The 16,059-nt window shown below is 69.8% G+C and carries 11 protein-coding genes; 2 read left to right on the forward strand and 9 right to left on the reverse strand.

Translation table 11 applies throughout. The annotated features are described in order from the left end of the window. The first annotated feature begins 54 nt into the window (after nt 1-54). Nucleotides 55-1,851: a bifunctional sugar phosphate isomerase/epimerase/4-hydroxyphenylpyruvate dioxygenase family protein gene (locus P2Q00_RS01620; protein ID WP_275768712.1), complete on the forward strand. Its 1,797-nt coding sequence runs from the start codon at nt 55-57 to the stop codon at nt 1,849-1,851. Here the strand turns inward: P2Q00_RS01620 and P2Q00_RS01625 are convergent. The 3 genes from P2Q00_RS01625 to P2Q00_RS01635 are packed head-to-tail and all read right to left on the reverse strand — an operon-like array spanning nt 1,838 to nt 7,550. Continuing rightward, nucleotides 1,838-3,295: a translocation/assembly module TamB domain-containing protein gene (locus tag P2Q00_RS01625; protein WP_275768714.1), complete on the reverse strand. Its 1,458-nt coding sequence runs from the start codon at nt 3,293-3,295 to the stop codon at nt 1,838-1,840. The genes P2Q00_RS01620 and P2Q00_RS01625 overlap by 14 nt on opposite strands. Before the next feature lie 11 nt (nt 3,296-3,306). Beyond that, nucleotides 3,307-4,674, reverse strand: coding sequence for a hypothetical protein (locus P2Q00_RS01630; RefSeq protein WP_275768715.1), 1,368 nt, complete (start codon nt 4,672-4,674; stop codon nt 3,307-3,309). Then, on the reverse strand, nt 4,671-7,550 hold the full coding sequence (locus tag P2Q00_RS01635; protein WP_275768716.1) for a peroxidase family protein: 2,880 nt from the start codon (nt 7,548-7,550) through the stop codon (nt 4,671-4,673). The genes P2Q00_RS01630 and P2Q00_RS01635 overlap by 4 nt, the downstream gene beginning before the upstream one ends. Nucleotides 7,551-7,871: 321 nt before the next feature. Here P2Q00_RS01635 and P2Q00_RS01640 point away from each other — a divergent pair, with 321 nt between their 5' ends. Beyond that, nucleotides 7,872-9,146 (forward strand): lipase family protein, encoded by a 1,275-nt coding sequence (locus P2Q00_RS01640; protein WP_275768718.1) that lies wholly within the window; start codon nt 7,872-7,874, stop codon nt 9,144-9,146. A gap of 146 nt (nt 9,147-9,292) precedes the next feature. Here P2Q00_RS01640 and P2Q00_RS01645 read toward each other — a convergent pair whose 3' ends face one another. From P2Q00_RS01645 to tal, 6 genes are read right to left on the reverse strand one after another with little or no spacing between them, the layout of a single operon-like run. Continuing rightward, nucleotides 9,293-9,880, reverse strand: coding sequence for a histidine phosphatase family protein (locus P2Q00_RS01645; protein ID WP_275768719.1), 588 nt, complete (start codon nt 9,878-9,880; stop codon nt 9,293-9,295). A 7-nt stretch (nt 9,881-9,887) separates the two neighbouring features. After that, the gene (gnd, locus tag P2Q00_RS01650) at nt 9,888-10,763 is read right to left on the reverse strand and encodes a phosphogluconate dehydrogenase (NAD(+)-dependent, decarboxylating) (RefSeq protein ID WP_275768721.1); all 876 of its coding nucleotides are present in this window, start codon (nt 10,761-10,763) and stop codon (nt 9,888-9,890) included. Nucleotide 10,764: 1 nt separating this feature from the next. Then, nucleotides 10,765-12,435 (reverse strand): glucose-6-phosphate isomerase, encoded by a 1,671-nt coding sequence (gene pgi / locus P2Q00_RS01655; RefSeq protein WP_275768722.1) that lies wholly within the window; start codon nt 12,433-12,435, stop codon nt 10,765-10,767. Continuing rightward, nucleotides 12,428-13,363 (reverse strand): glucose-6-phosphate dehydrogenase assembly protein OpcA, encoded by a 936-nt coding sequence (gene opcA / locus P2Q00_RS01660; protein WP_275768724.1) that lies wholly within the window; start codon nt 13,361-13,363, stop codon nt 12,428-12,430. Before opcA ends, pgi begins: the two co-directional genes overlap by 8 nt. Continuing rightward, entirely contained in the window at nt 13,360-14,913 is a 1,554-nt protein-coding gene (gene zwf, locus P2Q00_RS01665) for a glucose-6-phosphate dehydrogenase (RefSeq protein ID WP_275768725.1), read from the reverse strand. The genes opcA and zwf overlap by 4 nt, the downstream gene beginning before the upstream one ends. After that, entirely contained in the window at nt 14,910-16,055 is a 1,146-nt protein-coding gene (tal, locus tag P2Q00_RS01670; protein ID WP_275768726.1) for a transaldolase, read from the reverse strand. Before tal ends, zwf begins: the two co-directional genes overlap by 4 nt. Between the last annotated feature and the right edge of the window lie 4 nt (nt 16,056-16,059).

Consider the following 16,059-nt stretch of genomic DNA (forward strand, 5'->3'; position numbering starts at 1 on the left):
GCCCCGCGCCCCTATAGGGGCGCTGTCGTACCGGCGGTTTGAAGGAGCAGGGCCATGCTTACGTCTATTGCCACCGTTTCCCTCAGTGGCTCCCTCACCGAAAAGCTGACGGCTGCCTCTCGGGCCGGGTTCGACGGTGTTGAGATCTTTGAGAACGATCTGCTTGCCAGCCCCCTTGCCCCGGAGGAGATCCGTGCCCGCTGTGCCGACCTCGGGCTCACTATCGATCTCTACCAGCCGATGCGGGACATCGAGGCCGTGCCTGAGGAGGAGTTCGGGCGTAATCTGCGGCGGGCCCGGCACAAGTTCGAGCTCATGCGGCGGCTTGGGACGGACACCGTGCTCGTCTGTTCCAGTGTCTCCCCGCTCGCCGTCGACGACGACGACCTCGCCGCCCGGCAGTTGAGCCAACTTGCCGATCTGGCCCAGGACTTCGGCATCCGTGTCGCCTACGAGGCGCTCGCCTGGGGGCGGCACGTCAGTACGTACGACCATGCCTGGCGCATTGTCGAGACGGCGGATCATCCGGCGCTCGGTGCCTGCCTCGACAGTTTTCATATTCTCTCCCGTGGGTCCGATCCCAAGGGCATCGAGGACATTCCCGGCGAGAAGATCTTCTATCTGCAGCTCGCGGACGCGCCTCTGCTCGCGATGGATGTGCTGCAGTGGAGCCGTCATTACCGCTGCTTCCCGGGGCAGGGCGGTTTCGACATCGCCGGGCTTGTGCGGCATGTGCTGCGCACGGGGTACTCCGGGCCGCTTTCCCTGGAGGTCTTCAACGACGTCTTCCGGCAGGCCGAGGCCGGTCCGACCGCCGTGGACGCGCACCGCTCCCTCCTGGTCCTCCAGGAGGCGGTGGGGCTGGCCGAGTTGCCCGCCCCCGTCGTTCCCACCGGCGTCGCCTTCGCCGAGCTGGTCACGCCCGATGCCGAGCCGGTCTCGGCGGTCCTGGCTGCGCTGGGCTTCGCCCGCAGCGCACGGCACCGCAGCAAGCCGGTCTATCTGTGGCAGGCGGGAGAGGCCCGAGTGCTCGTCAACACCGGGCCGGCCGCCCGACGGGACGGCACCGGGCTCGCCGCGATCGGTCTGGAGTCCCCGGACCCGGCGGGTGCCGCGCGTCGCGCCGAGGCGCTGCTGGCGCCCGTGCTGCCGCGCCGTCGTGCGAGCGAGGACGCCCTGCTGGATGCCGTGGCCGCCCCCGACGGCACGGAGTTGTTCTTCTGTGCGACGGACCGGCCCCAACTCGCCAACTGGCGCGCAGACTTCGAGGACGTCCCGCATGCCGCGCCCGATACGGGCGTCACGCGCATCGACCATCTCGCCCTCGTCCAGCCCTGGCACCACTTCGACGAGGCCACCCTCTTCCACCGCAGTGTCCTCGGCCTGGCCGCCCAGGAGAGCGTCGATGTCGCCGACCCGTACGGTCTGCTGCGCAGCCGTGCCGTCACCGACGCCGACGGCAGCGTGCGTATCGCCCTGTCCGTCGGCGCGGCGCCCGCCGACGACACGGTGCACGCCCAGCACATCGCGCTGGCGGCGGGGGATGTGGTGGCGGTGGCGCGTCGTTTCCGTGCGGCCGGGGGGCTGCTGCTGCCGATGCCCGCGAACTACTACGACGACCTGGCCGCCCGGTTCGAGTTCGAGGAGGGGGAGCTGGACATGTATCGCGAGCTCGGGATCCTCTACGACCGGGATGCGTACGGGGAGTTCCGGCACTGCTACACGCGGACCGTGGGGCGGGTCTTCTTCGAGCTCGTCCAGCGCGACGGGGGGTATCGGGGGTACGGCGCTCAGAACGCGCCCGTGCGCCTGGCCGCGCAGCATGCCGCGCGGCGCCTCACTGGCGGCTGACGGTTCTGGTCACGCCGGTGACGACCGTCGTGGCCAGGATCCAGCCGGTGATGATCAGGGCGTAGGCGAGGTACTGGTACCAGCCGTCCGGTGCGAACGCCTCCTCCTGGCCGAAGGAGATCACCGGGAGCAGCAGGTCGAGGGTGTAGAAGACCGGGTTGAAGTGCGGGGCCTCCGACGCCTTCAGCGGGTGGGGGTGGTGCAGGGCGTAGGCGATCGAGCCGATCGCGAGGAGCGACAGCAGCCATACGGCCGCGCGCAGCGGGCGGAAGCCGTAGCCGACGGTGGCGTCCTGGACGTAGCCCCAGAGGCGGCCGTACCAGGCGCGGGTGGTGCGCAGGCGGCGCTGCTTGGCGAGTTGGACCATACGAGCCGCGTGGTCGTCGCCGACCCGGCGGTACGAGGTGGCCAACTGCTCGTAGGCGTACGGGACATAGCCGTCGCCGTCCCGTTCCAGCATCGGCAGGCGGTGCTCGGCGGGTACGTGCGGGGTGAGCGAGGTGTAGGCGAGGTCGCTGAGGAACACCCGGGTGGGCAGCATCTCCGGTTCCAGGACCAGGACCTCGATCTGGGCGCGGCGCAGATTCAGGTCGCCCTCCATGGGCGGGCCCTTCCGCAGCCACAGTTCCCCGATGCTGGAGCTGCTCGCCCGTAGTGCCGCGTCCCCGGGGTTCGACAGTCGTGCGTACGACAGTTCGAGGCAGCCCCCGATGTGGGCGCCTCGCAGGCCGATCCACCCGCGCGTGCGCACTTTCCGCATGAGGACATCGCCGTGCACGGTCAGGGTTTCCGCGTCTAGGACGACGCGGCCCGGACGGTCGAGCCGTGCGTCGTTCAGCCTGATCGACCCGGCTACCTCGGCCCCGTTGAGGCGCACCTCGCCCTCCGCCCGCAGTCCGGGCGCCCACAGGTCGTCGCCGATGGTGACGTGGTTGAGTTCGAGCACGGTCTCGTCCGGCGCCGAGAGCTCGGCCCGGTCCATGAAGATGGCCCCCGCGATGTGTGCCCCGCCGAGCCGCACGGGCCCCCGTATCCGGCAGTCCGTCAGCCGCAGTACGCCCTCCACCCGCAGGGTCGCGGCGGTCAGCCCCGGCAGCACCGAGTTGCTCAGGTTGAGCTGCCGGAACCGGGCGCCGTACAGCAGCGGCACCTCGTCGAAGTGGCAGTGGCTCAGCCGGATGGCGAAGTCGCTCGTGCCGTACCGCACATCGAGGACCCCGGTGATCCGGGCTCCCGCCAGCTTGACCGCGGCTATCTCGCCCGGTTCCTGCGGCCCGTTGAGCAGAAGGGCGCGCAACACGGTTGCCCGAACCGTCCGTTCGGGCCCCCACTGCGCGCCCTCAGCCGTGTCTTCGTCGTCTTCCTCACGGAAGTCGACCGCCGCCCCCGTTGCGAACGCCCGCCACACCTGCTGCTCGGCCGGCGTCAGATCATTGATCTCCACACTGCGGGACTCTAATCCCAGAGCTCCGCATGGCGCCGGTGGGTCTCCGTCAGCCCGTTCACGAAGAACCGCTCGTAGTACTCCCGTTCCACGTGATGGGTCTGCAGCCAGATCCCCGGGACATGGATCGCGTCCGTGTGCGCCGGGAAGCGGCGGTGCGTGCGGATGACGTACTCGCAGATGTCGCGGGCGCAGTCGATCACCCGCTCCTCGTACTCGCTGGCCTCCGCGAGATAGCGCTGCCCGTAGTCCTCCTTGTAGATGCGGGTGAAGACGTCCTTGTCGGTGTAGATGCCGCCGGAGCCGAACTTCGAGGTGATCACCGAATCCACCGCGTCCGACATCGACTTGTGCGCGGGCGGACACGCGGCCGCGATGAGGGCTTCGCCCTCCCGGGAGGTGAGCCCCACCGGGTGCGAGCGCAGGGTCGCGTACTTGGGCAGTGGGACGTGCCAGCGCCATACGTCCGCCAGCCGCCAGCGCGGGGTGACGAAGGTGAAGCCGAGCATCTTGCCATAGGTGCGCGAGAACTTCGGGTCGCCCAGGGCTATTTGGGGGTTCATCGACGCGTGGATCCAGGCGCCGAGGCCCATTCCCTCCGCCGTGAGCATGAGGTTCTGCAGGAGCAGGTCCGCCTCTATCTGCGTGCGCATCGGGCCGAGCGCGCCGAGCGGGAGTTTCAGGTCGCCGTTCAGGAAGCCGTTCCTGACCCACTTCTTCACGCCGGCGGGGCGATAGAAGTTGCGGTCGTCGACGAGGGTCGGGCGGGCGCCGTCCGGCTGGGTCAGCAGATACATCAACGCGTTGATGTACTGGTGGGAGAGGTCGACGACCGGGAAGAACACCGTCGTCCCCGCCAGGTTGGACAGGAAGCGGTTCGAGTCCAGGTACGCGGGGAAGTCCCGCTTGTCCTGCGGAACGTCGAGCCGGTGGTCGAGGACCTTCACCTTGGACTGCGCCGCCCGCGCCGCCAACGTCTCGGCGTCGAACGGCTCTTGGGGAGCCGGCGGCAGCTTGCGCAGGTAGTACGTACCCGTGTCGTTGATCATGAAGAAGTGGGTGCCCTGCGCGTTGTCGGGGCTGCCCGCGGTGCGGCCCGCCATGGTCAGGTTGGGCTTGGCCATGATGGGTTTGCCGTCGCGGGGGTCCTCGAAGGGGCGGTCCGGCATGGTGAGGCCCGTACAGCCGGTGATGGCGATCAGCACCGCCTCCTCCAGCTCCGACAGCGGCTGCTGGGCGTGCGGGGAGCGGTAGCTCATCGACCCGGCCGGCACCGAGGCGCCCCGGCTGACGCGGTGGGTGCGCCGGTGCCAGACCGTGTCGAGCAGGGGGCGGCCGAACAGGTCGGCCAGCCCCGGATGACCGTCGACGGTGCTCATTCACGGCCCCCGTGCATGTCCCCGTCGCTCGTCGGCCGCACCGTCCGCCACGGCGCGAACGCGCTCGCCCCGCGCGGCAGCAGGGCCGCCAGCTCCGGGCAGTGCCGCAGGATGACGGAGTTCATGCCGCCCCGCTCCACCCAGTCGATGCCGAGCGGTGTGTACACCTCGGGCCGGTAGTCGACGTTGAGGAAGCGATCGGACTGCAGGCGCCGCGTAGCCATCAGGATGAAGATGCGGAAGGCGGTGTCACTGAATCCGAAGCCGGTCGGCGGGTTCTCCGCGAACAGCCCGACCACGGTGTCGATCTCGTCGACCGAGCTGTAGACCTCCTTGAGGCGGGCCAGCGTCTCGGCGTTCTCCGTCAGCTCCTCGAAGGAGCGGATGCGCTGCTTGTGCAGGCCCGCGCGGAAGTCGTTGTAGCGCGGCACGCCACGCCGACGGGTGCGTACGAGGTCCACCACCGACAGGTCGATGATCTCCCCGTCCCGCTCGAACTGCTGCAGCGAGCGCGGGTAGTTGTGCAGGGTGATCGCGCCCGGGTGGGCGATGCCGAACGAGTAGAGGGTGTTCGTCAGCCCCGTCTTGCGGATCTGCGCTTCCGCCGCACCGCCCTGGATGTCCAGGAAGCTTACCGTCTCCATGCGCTGCCCGAAGTGGTGCTCACGCAGCTCGAAGTCGTCCGGGACCAGCGGGTGCATCCGGTAGACGGTGACGAAGTCCTCGGTCAGCGAGTACGGCGCCGTGTGGTGGTCGGGCAGGGTCTTCGGAATGCCCACCAGCGAATGCGCCTCGAACAGCCACAGTCCCAGCTGGTTCAGCCAGTTCTTCGGCGGGCCCTGCCAGTTGGTGTGCAGCCCGATGTCGATCGCCTCGGTGGCGAGGATCGCCGGGGTCCACTCCACCGTGTGGATCTTCGCGATCAGTGCGGAGACCACAAGCCGGGCGGTCTGGTAGATCCGCTCCTCGCTCATCGACGGGTACTCGGCGCGCAGCGCGGCGCACACCGCGTTGTGCTCGCGGGCGAAGAGTGTGTGCATGGCACTCAGGCCCATCCACCAGCTCTCGTTGAAGCCGGTGAGCGGGACATGACCGTTGCTGCCGCCTGGCAGGTGGCCGTCCTCCAGGCGGAGTTCGGCGCGCCCGTCGGCCTCGCGCAGGAAGCGGGCGGTCTGCTCGTCCTCGCCGTACACCTCGGAGCCGTCCCACCAGTGGGTGGCGTTGTTGGCGAACAGGATGGGCGGGCGGCCCGGCACCTCGATGCCCTCGTTCTCCGCGAACCGCATCACGTTCTCGCCGGGCCCGCCGGGCGTGTTGTGCCAGGGGCCGCTGCCGGGCGGCAGGGGTACCTCGACGCTGCGCTCGCCGGGCTTGTAGCGGCGGTGGTTGACCCAGTCGTGCACCTGGAACTGGATCCAGGCAGCGGCAAGGATGTTGAGGGAGGTCGCGGGCACGAACGCCTCGCGGTACAGGAGCTGACGGCTGACGGTGACCGGGTTCGGGGTGTCGAAGAGGTCGGGGCGGTAGTCCGGCTTCAGGTTGCGGCCGAAGGTGGCTCCCGCCGCGCCCATCTTCGGGGCCGACAGATCGTTGTACGTCCCGTCGTACGACCGCTCGCCGCGCAGCTGCTCCGGGATCGGCGCCGGCACCTGCTGAGCCTTCGGCGGTGCCTCGCGCACCTCGGTGTCCATCAGGTTGCGGCGGCGCAGCACCTTGCGCAGGAACACCAGGTTCAGCAGGCTCAGCTGCAACGGCAGCCGGTGCCAGGGGACATAGCGGTTCAGCAGGGCGAAGGCCGCTTCCATGGGGCGGCCCAGGATGCGGTTCTGCAACGGCTCCTCGGTGACGAACTTCAGGCCCAGCCGGTGTGCGCTCGCCGCCTGGTACGCGGCCTTCCGGGCCCGGTTGATGTTGCCGAGCGGACGGAAGTCGTCCGTGGTGTACCAGGGGTTGAAGGTGAGGTCCTCGATCCGGCGGACGGTCGCGCGGGCCTCGGCGGTGTTCAGGTCCTGGCCGGGAATGGTGAGGCGGGCGATCGCGATCGCGGGCGACACCCCGTCCTTCCACTCCACCGCGGCGTCCTCGACCGGAGTGCGCCGCTCGTCGACGAACCGCTGCACGCACAGGTCGTAGCTGACGTCCCCCTGTGCCAACCGGCGCGCGAACTCCCGGTGCAAAGCGTCCGGGTCCTGGCGGTCCGGAGCGGGCGCCGCGGGCGTGCCGGGCGCGGGCCGGAACAGGTACCGCACCGGTCCCGCCTCGCCCCACAGGACCGCGCCGCGGCTCCAGAACGTCTCGTTGGCAAAGGAATTGACGGTGTGCCGGGTGGCCGCCTGGACATTGCGGCGCATCCGGTTCGCGGTGCCGAGGCCCACGGCCAGCGGCAGCCTCACGAACAGCCCGAACGCCTTCTGCACCGGGCTCCTGGCACCCGCCATCGCCTTCGCGAAGGCCACGAACTCCCGTGCGTTGCGGGCGTGCGAGACGGGATAGCTCGTCGCCAACAGGTCGTGGCTCTCCTCGTCCGAGACCTGCACGCGTACGGCTGCGCCGCGCAGGTCGGGCGAGCCGTCGCCCTGCCGGATGCCGCTCGCGTTGGACAGCCGTACCGTCGCCGGATACTCGGCGCCCGGCTGGGCGAACCCCACGCGCAGCGCGGCGGGGAGATCGTCGTGGAAGCGCAGCCGCGCGTTGTCCACGGCCACCGGCGCCTTGGCATGGAAGGTCCGGGCGATACCGCCTCCCCCCGCCTTCCTGTTCTTGACCTGCACCTTCATCAGTTCGGCGGCGAGCTGCTCGAACACCAGCCGTTCCGCTTCGGGACTACCGCCTTCGTATCGCTCGTACTGCGGCTCTTGCTGCCCGGTCTCGGCCATCGGTCGTTTCCTCACGCACGGATACGTACGGGACAGGGCCCTGCACGCTAGTGGTGGCCGAGGCGCGCTCGCAGCGATGGTTCGCGCCGATGTGCGCCACCTTGCGCCTCATGTGAACAATTCCACGGTGAGTCGCGTTTGCGCACGTCAGGCGGGCGTGTGAGGGAGCCGTAATCTCCCGTGCCCGCCCCGCGGATGCTTTCCTTCCCCAGCAGCCCCACCCGCCGCCCCCGCCGTGGCCGGGGAACGACTCCATCCCGGTGACGGTTCGGGGCCATGGTGGGGGCCCATCACCTGCAGACGTCCCGGGGGAGGTCCCAGATGCGGGACACATACGTCAAAGGGCCCAGCTATGCCGCGCTGCGCCCGTGCAAGCCCAAGACCGATCCGAGCAGCTTCCCGGTCTACCCCGACCTGGTGGAACGGCTCGTGGAGGACAAGCACCAGCCCGACCCGGACGGAGTCGTGCCGCATGTGCTGGCGACCTGTTCGGCCTACTCGTACGCCGGATTCGAGCAGCACAGCGATGTGGAGACCGTCGCCATGATCATGGCGCGGCTGGGCCTGGAGGAGAACGACTGCCGGGCCTTCGAGCAGCGCGTGGACGCCATGTACATCGCGTCCGCCGCCTATCTGATCCAGGACAAGGACCGCAGGGTGGCGATCCTCTGCTACCGCGGCACCCAGCCCGAGGACATCATCAGCATCCTCACCGACGCCGACGTACGGCCGGAGACGCTCACCGTCGAGCTGGAGGGCCGCAAGTACGAGGTCCACGCCGGTTTCTACCGCAACGTCCGCGCCACGCGGCATCTGATCATCGAGGCCCTGGAGCGCGCCGTGCGCGGCGAGTCCCTGAACCCCGAGGAGCAGGGCACTCGCGGCGGCGGCCTGGAGGCCCTCTACATCACCGGGCACAGCCTCGGCGCCGCCATGGCGGCCGTCATGGCGGTCACCCTCGTCCACGAGCCGCGCTACCGGCACATCGCCGAGAAGCTCAAGGGCGTCTACACCTTCGGCCAGCCCATGGTCGGCGGCCCCGACCTGGCCCGCGCCTGCGAGGAGACACCCGGCCCGCTGGACAACTACGTGCTGCGCGACCGGCTGCTGCGCTACATCTTCGACCGGGACGTGGTGCCCGCCCTGCCGCCCCGGCCGGTCGGCCCGTACGCCCCCTTCGGCCGCGAGTTCCACTACCGCAGGCGGCACGGCCCCGTCGACGCCACGCTCACCTTCGCCGCCGACTCGGCGATCGAGAGCCTGACCCTGCCGAGCGACATCCTGCGCACGGCCGTCGACCGGGACTGGGGCGGGCTGCTGGTCCGCGTCACCGAAGGGTTCCGGCGGTCCGTGCAGCCCCTGCTGCGGGCCGGCGGTGAGGGCTGGACCGAGGTCCCCGAACCGGGCCTGCACTACCCGCAGATGGACAGCCTGGCGGGTCTCGCGGTGGTGGCGCCGCTGGCGTTCTTCGCGACCCGCCTGGCGCTGACCCGCACCATCCCGTTCAAGTACTCCTTCGACGACCACGGCCCGGGCCACTACGTCAACGCCCTTGCCCCGCCTGGGGTGTTGAGCGAGTTCGGAGACGTGCTTTAGTCGCTCCGCGGGCTGTACCGATGTGCGGCTGCGCCGCGGGGCCTCTGCGGCTCTGCCGCGGGCTGTGATCTGCCGTCGATCGGCTGCGGCGCCATCGTGGCTGGTCGCGCAGTTCCCCGCGCCCCTTCAGGGCGCGGGGCTGAGTGTCAGGGGCGGCTGTTCCACTCGGCGATGACGGGGCGGTCGTGCTCGGTCGACAGGCGGCTGACGGTGCCCGTTGCCAGTTGGAAGAGGCGGCCGTCCGCCGGGGCCAGACCCAGCCCGCGGGCCGTCAGCACCCGTAGGAAATGGGCGTGGGCCACCAGGACCACGTCCCCGTCGGGGAGGGCCGCGCTCACGCGGGCCAGTACGCGGTCGGCGCGCCGGCCGATCTGTTCCGGGGATTCGCCGGGGTGTCCGTCCGGGCCGGGCGGCACTCCGTCCGTCCACAGGTTCCAGTCGGGGCGGGTGCGGTGGATCTCGACGGTGGTGATGCCCTCGTAGGCGCCGTAGTCCCACTCGTGCAGGTCGGGCTCGACGGCGGCCGCGGGGATGCCCGCGAGTTCGGCTGTGCGGATGGCGCGGCCGAGCGGGCTGGTCAGGGCGAGTGCGTAGGTCCGCTGCGAGAGGAGTGGAGCGAGCGACTTGGCCTGCTCCTCACCGTGCTGGGTGAGGGGCAGGTCGGTCCAGCTGGTGTGCTGTCCCGACACGCTCCACTCCGTCTCGCCGTGGCGGACCAGGAGAAGGTCCCCCACGGCGCGCCTACTTCGACTCGACGGCGTGCCCGCCGAACTGGTTGCGCAGCGCCGCGATCATCTTCATCTGCGGGGAGTCGTCCTGGCGGGACGCGAACCGGGCGAAGAGGGAGGCGGTGATCGTGGGCAGCGGGACTGCGTTGTCGATGCCCGCCTCGACGGTCCAGCGGCCCTCGCCCGAGTCCTGCGCGAAGCCCTTCAGCTTGTCCAGGTGCTCGTCGTCGTCGAGGGCGTTGACCGCCAGGTCGAGCAGCCAGGAGCGGATGACCGTGCCCTCCTGCCAGGAGCGGAAGACCTCGCGCACGCTGTCCACCGAGTCGACCTTCTCCAGCAGCTCCCAGCCCTCGGCGTAGGCCTGCATCATGGCGTACTCGATGCCGTTGTGGACCATCTTGGAGAAGTGCCCGGCGCCGACCTTGCCCGCGTGGACATAGCCGTACGGGCCTTCGGGCTTGAGCGCCTCGAAGATCGGCTGGAGGCGGTCGACGTGCTCCTTGTCGCCGCCGACCATGAGCGCGTAGCCGTTCTGCAGGCCCCACACGCCGCCGGAGACGCCCGCGTCGACGAAGCCGATGCCCTTGGCGGCGAGCTCCTCGGCGTGCTTCTCGTCGTCCGTCCAGCGGGAGTTGCCGCCGTCGACGACGGTGTCGCCGGGGGAGAGCAGGCCGCCGAGCTCGTCGACGACGGACTGGGTGGGGCCGCCCGCCGGGACCATCACCCAGACCACGCGCGGGGCTTCGAGCTTGTCGACCAGTTCGGCGAGGCTCGCCGCGTCGGAGAGGTCGGGGTTGCGGTCGTAGCCGATGACGGTGTGGCCGGCGCGGCGGATCCGCTCGCGCATGTTGCCGCCCATCTTGCCGAGACCGATGAGGCCGATCTGCATTTCAGTTGCCTTCCTTGAGGTCGCGGTAGGCGGCCACTAGTGCGGTGGTGGAGGGGTCGAGGCCGGGGACGTCCGCGCCTTCGGTCAGTGCGGGCTCGACGCGCTTGGCGAGCACCTTGCCGAGCTCGACGCCCCACTGGTCGAAGGAGTCGATGTTCCAGATCGCGCCCTGGACGAACACCTTGTGCTCGTAGAGGGCGATCAGCTGGCCGAGGACGGAGGGGGTGAGTGCCTTCGCCAGGATGGTGGTGGTCGGGTGGTTGCCCTGGAAGGTGCGGTGCGGCACCTGCTCCTCGGGGATCCCCTCCGCGCGCACCTCGTCGGCGGTCTTGCCGAAGGCCAGCGCCTGGCCCTGCGCGAACAGGTTGGCCATCAGCAGGTCGTGCTGGGCCGCCAGTTCGTCGCTCAGCTCGCCCGCCGGACGCGCGAACCCGATCAGGTCAGCGGGGATGAGCCGGGTGCCCTGGTGGATCAACTGGTAGTAGGCGTGCTGCCCGTTGGTGCCGGGTGTGCCCCACACCACCGGACCGGTCTCCCAGCCCACCACATGGCCGTCGCGGTCGACGGACTTGCCGTTGGACTCCATGTCCAGCTGCTGCAGATACGCCGTGAACTTCGACAGGTAGTGGCTGTACGGCAGCACCGCATGCGACTCGGCGCCGAAGAAATTGCCGTACCAGATGCCCAACAGACCCAGGATCAGCGGGGCGTTGGCTTCCGCGGGGGCGGTCTTGAAGTGCTCGTCGACGATGTGGAAGCCGTCGAGCAGCTCCCGGAACCGGTCCGGGCCGATCGCGATCATCAGCGACAGGCCGATCGCCGAGTCGAAGGAGTAGCGGCCGCCGACCCAGTCCCAGAACTCGAACATGTTGTCCGGGTCGATGCCGAACTCGGTGACCTTGCCGGCGTTCGTCGACAGCGCCACGAAGTGCTTGGCGACCGCCTTCTCCTCGCCGAGCCCGCCGGGGCCGTTCAGCAGCCAGGAGCGGGCCGACGTGGCATTGGTGATGGTCTCGATCGTGGTGAACGTCTTCGACGCGACGATGAACAGGGTCTCCGCCGGGTCGAGGTCGCGTACCGCCTCGTGGAGGTCGGCGCCGTCCACGTTGGAGACGAAGCGGAACGTCAACTCCCGTGCCGTGAAGGTGCGCAGCGCCTCGTACGCCATCGCCGGACCGAGGTCGGACCCGCCGATGCCGATGTTGACGACGTTCTTGATGCGCCTGCCGGTGTGGCCGGTCCAGGCGCCGGAGCGGACCCGCTCGGCGAAGTCGCTCATCTTGTCCAGGACGGCGTGCACCTGGGGGACGACGTTCTCGCCGTCGACCTCGACCACCGCGTCCCGGGGCGCCCGCAGCGCGGTGTGCAGCACCGCCCGGTCCTCGGTCGTGTTGATCTTCTCGCCGCGGAACATGGCGTCACGCAGCCCGAACACATCGGTGGCGGCGGCCAGTTCCTGCAGCAGGGCAAGGGTCTCGTCGTCGACCAGGTGCTTGGAGTAGTCGATGCGCAGATCGCCGACGCGCACGACATACCGCTCGGCGCGGGCGGGATCCGCCGCGAACAGCTCACGCAGGCGCGGGCGCTGGAGGGTGTCCGCGCGGTGGTCCTCCAGGGCGGTCCACTCGGGGCGCCGGGTGAGCCTGGGGGAGCCGGATGAAGAGTCAGACATGGGAGACCTTCTCCTTGGTGGCCTCGCCCCGCAGGGCGACGGCGTACATCTCGTCCGCGTCGAGGCGCCTGAGCTCCTCGGCGATGAGTTCGGAGGTGGTGCGGACCTTCAGCGCGAGAGTGCGCGAGGGCTGGTCCGGCAGGGTGAGCGTGGCCAGCGGGCCCTCGGGGCGGTCGATGACGATCTCGCCGTGCTCGGTGCCCAGGCGGACGGCCGTGACGACCGGTCCCGCGGTGACCACACGGTCGATCTTCACGTTCAGCCGCGCCTCCAGCCAGCGCGCCAGCAGCTCGGCCGCCGGGTTCTCGGCCTCGGCCTCCACGGCCCCCGAGACGATCTTCGTGCGGGCCTGGTCCAGGGCCGCCGCCAGCATCGAGCGCCACGGCGTCAGCCGGGTCCAGGCGAGGTCGGTGTCGCCCGGCGCGTAGGAGCGGGCCCGCTGCTCCAGGGACTCCAGCGGGTTCTCGACCGCGTACAGGTCGGTGATCCTGCGCTGCGCCAGGGCGCCGAGCGGGTCCTTGGCGGGCACCTTCGGCGCGTCCCCCGGCCACCACACGACGACCGGAGCGTCCGGCAGCAGCAGCGGCAGTACGACCGAGTCGGCGTGGTCGGACACCTCGCCGTAGGTGCGCAGCACGACCGTCTCGCCGGTGCCGGCGTCGGCGCCCACCCGGACCTCGGCGTCCAGCTTGGACGCCATGCGGTCGCGCGGGGTGCGGGCGTGCCGCTTGATGACGACCAGGGTGCGCGAGGGGTGCTCGTGCGAGGCCTCCTCGGCCGCCTTGATCGAGTCGTAGGCGTTCTCCTCGTCCGTGACGATGACCATCGTCAGGACCATGCCCACGGCCGGTGTGCCGATGGCGCGGCGGCCCTGCACCAGCGCCTTGTTGATCTTGCTTGCCGTGGTGTCGGTCAGGTCGATCTTCATGGCCTGCGCCAGCTCCGTCCGTCTCGTGCGAGCATCTCGTCGGCTTCCTCGGGTCCCCAGCTGCCCGAGGGGTACTGCGCCGGCTTGCCGTGCCGCGCCCAGTACTCCTCGATCGGGTCGAGGATCTTCCAGGACTCTTCCACTTCCTGGTGACGGGGGAACAGGTTGGCGTCGCCGAGCAGCACATCCAGGATGAGGCGCTCGTACGCCTCCGGGCTGGACTCGGTGAAGGACTCGCCGTACGCGAAGTCCATCGACACGTCCCGGATCTCCATCGAGGTGCCCGGCACCTTGGAGCCGAACCGGACCGTCATGCCCTCGTCGGGCTGCACCCGGATGACGATCGCGTTCTGCCCGAGCTCCTCCGTGGCGGTGGAGTCGAAGGGGGAGTGCGGCGCCCGCTTGAAGACGACCGCGATCTCGGTGACCCGGCGGCCCAGCCGCTTGCCGGTGCGCAGGTAGAAGGGGATGCCTGCCCAGCGGCGGTTGTCCACCTCCAGTTTGATGGCCGCGTAGGTGTCGGTCTTCGACTGGGGGTCGATGCCGTCCTCCTGGAGGTAGCCGAGGACCTTCGCACCGCCCTGCCAGCCCTCCGCGTACTGGGCCAGAACCGTGTGCTCGCCCAGCTTCTCCGGCAGCCGCACCGACTTCAGGACCTTCAGCTTCTCGGTGAGCAGCGACTCGGCGTCGAACGCGATCGGCTCCTCCATGGCGGTGAGCGCCATCAGCTGGAGCAGATGGTTCTGGATGACGTCGCGGGCGGCGCCGATGCCGTCGTAGTAGCCCGCCCGGCCGCCGATGCCGATGTCCTCGGCCATGGTGATCTGGATGTGGTCGACGTACGACCGGTTCCAGATGGGCTCGTACATCTGGTTGGCGAAGCGGAGCGCCAGGATGTTCTGGACGGTCTCCTTGCCCAGGTAGTGGTCGATGCGGAAGACCTGGTCCGGCTCGAACACCTCGTGCACGAGCGTGTTCAGCTCGCGGGCGCTGGTCAGATCGCGCCCGAACGGCTTCTCGATGATCGCGCGCCGCCAGGAACCCTCCGGCGCGTCCGCAAGACCGTGCTTCTGCAGCTGCTGGACGACCTTCGGGAAGAACTTCGGCGGTACGGAGAGGTAGAAGGCGTAGTTGCCGCTCGTACCGCGGGCCTTGTCCAGGTCGTCGACGGTCTGGCGCAGCTGGTCGAAGGCCGTGTCGTCGTCGAAGTCGCCCGGGATGAACCGCATGCCCTCGGCGAGCTGCTGCCAGACCTCCTCGCGGAACTCGGTGCGGGAGTGCTCACGCACCGAGTCGTGCACGACCTGCGCGAAGTCCTGGTCCTCCCAGTCCCGCCGGGCGAAGCCGACGAGCGAGAAGCCCGGCGGCAGCATGCCGCGGTTGGCGAGGTCGTAGACGGCCGGCATCAGCTTCTTGCGGGACAGGTCGCCGGTGACGCCGAAGATGACGAGTCCGGACGGGCCCGCGATGCGCGGGAGCCGGCGGTCGCGCCCGTCGCGCAGGGGGTTGGTCCAGTCGAGCGCCGGCCCGACCACAGCTTCCTCGGTCATTCCGTCTCAACTCCCTTGCTGTCCAGGGACTTCGTCACGGCGTCCAGCAGGTCCTGCCAGGCCACCTCGAACTTGGCGACGCCCTCGTCCTCGAGCTGCTGCACGACCTCGTCGTAGGAGATCCCGAGCGCCTCTACGGCGGCGATGTCGGCGCGGGCCTGCGCGTAGCCGCCGGTCACCGTGTCGCCGGTGATGTCGCCGTGGTCGCCGGTGGCGTTGAGGGTGGCCTCCGGCATGGTGTTGACCGTGCCCGGGGCGACGAGGTCGTCCACGTACAGAGTGTCCTTGTACGCGGGGTCCTTCACGCCGGTGGAGGCCCACAGCGGGCGCTGCCGGTTGGCCTTGGCCCCGGACAGCGCGGTCCAGCGCGGACCGCCGAAGACGTCCTCGTAGGCCTCGTAGGCGAGCCGGGCGTTGGCGAGCGCCGCCTTGCCCTTCAGCGCGAGGGCCTCGTCCGTGCCCAGAACCGTCAGACGCTTGTCGATCTCGGAGTCGACGCGGGAGACGAAGAAGGAGGCCACCGAGTGGATGGTGGAGAGGTCGAGGCCCTTGGCGGCGGCCTTCTCCAGGCCTGCCAGGTAGGCGTCCATGACCTCGCGGTAGCGTTCCAGGGAGAAGATCAGCGTGACGTTGACGCTGATGCCGAGGCCGATGACCTCGGTGATCGCCGGGAGGCCCGCCTTGGTCGCCGGGATCTTGATCATGACGTTCGGGCGGTCGACGAGCCAGGCGAGCTGCTTGGCCTCGGCGATCGTCGCCGGCGTGTTGTGCGCGAGACGCGGGTCGACCTCGATGGAGACCCGGCCGTCGCGGCCGCCGGTGGCGTCGTACACGGGCCGCAGGACGTCGGCGGCGGCGCGGACGTCGGCGGTGGTCATCATCCGTACGGCCTCGTCGACCGTCACGCCGCGGACGGCCAGGTCGGCGAGCTGCTCCTCGTAGCCCTCGCCGGAGCCGATGGCGGCCTGGAAGATGGAGGGGTTGGTGGTCACGCCCACCACATGCTTGGTCTCGATGAGTTCGGCGAGGTTGCCGGACTCGATCCGGCGCCGCGACAGGTCGTCCAGCCAGATGGAGACGCCCTCGTCGGACAGGCGCTTGAGTGCTCCCGCGGTCGCGGTTGCTTCGGTCACTTTGATCATCTTC

Source organism: Streptomyces coacervatus, assembly GCF_029223485.1.
Lineage (GTDB): Bacteria > Actinomycetota > Actinomycetes > Streptomycetales > Streptomycetaceae > Streptomyces > Streptomyces coacervatus.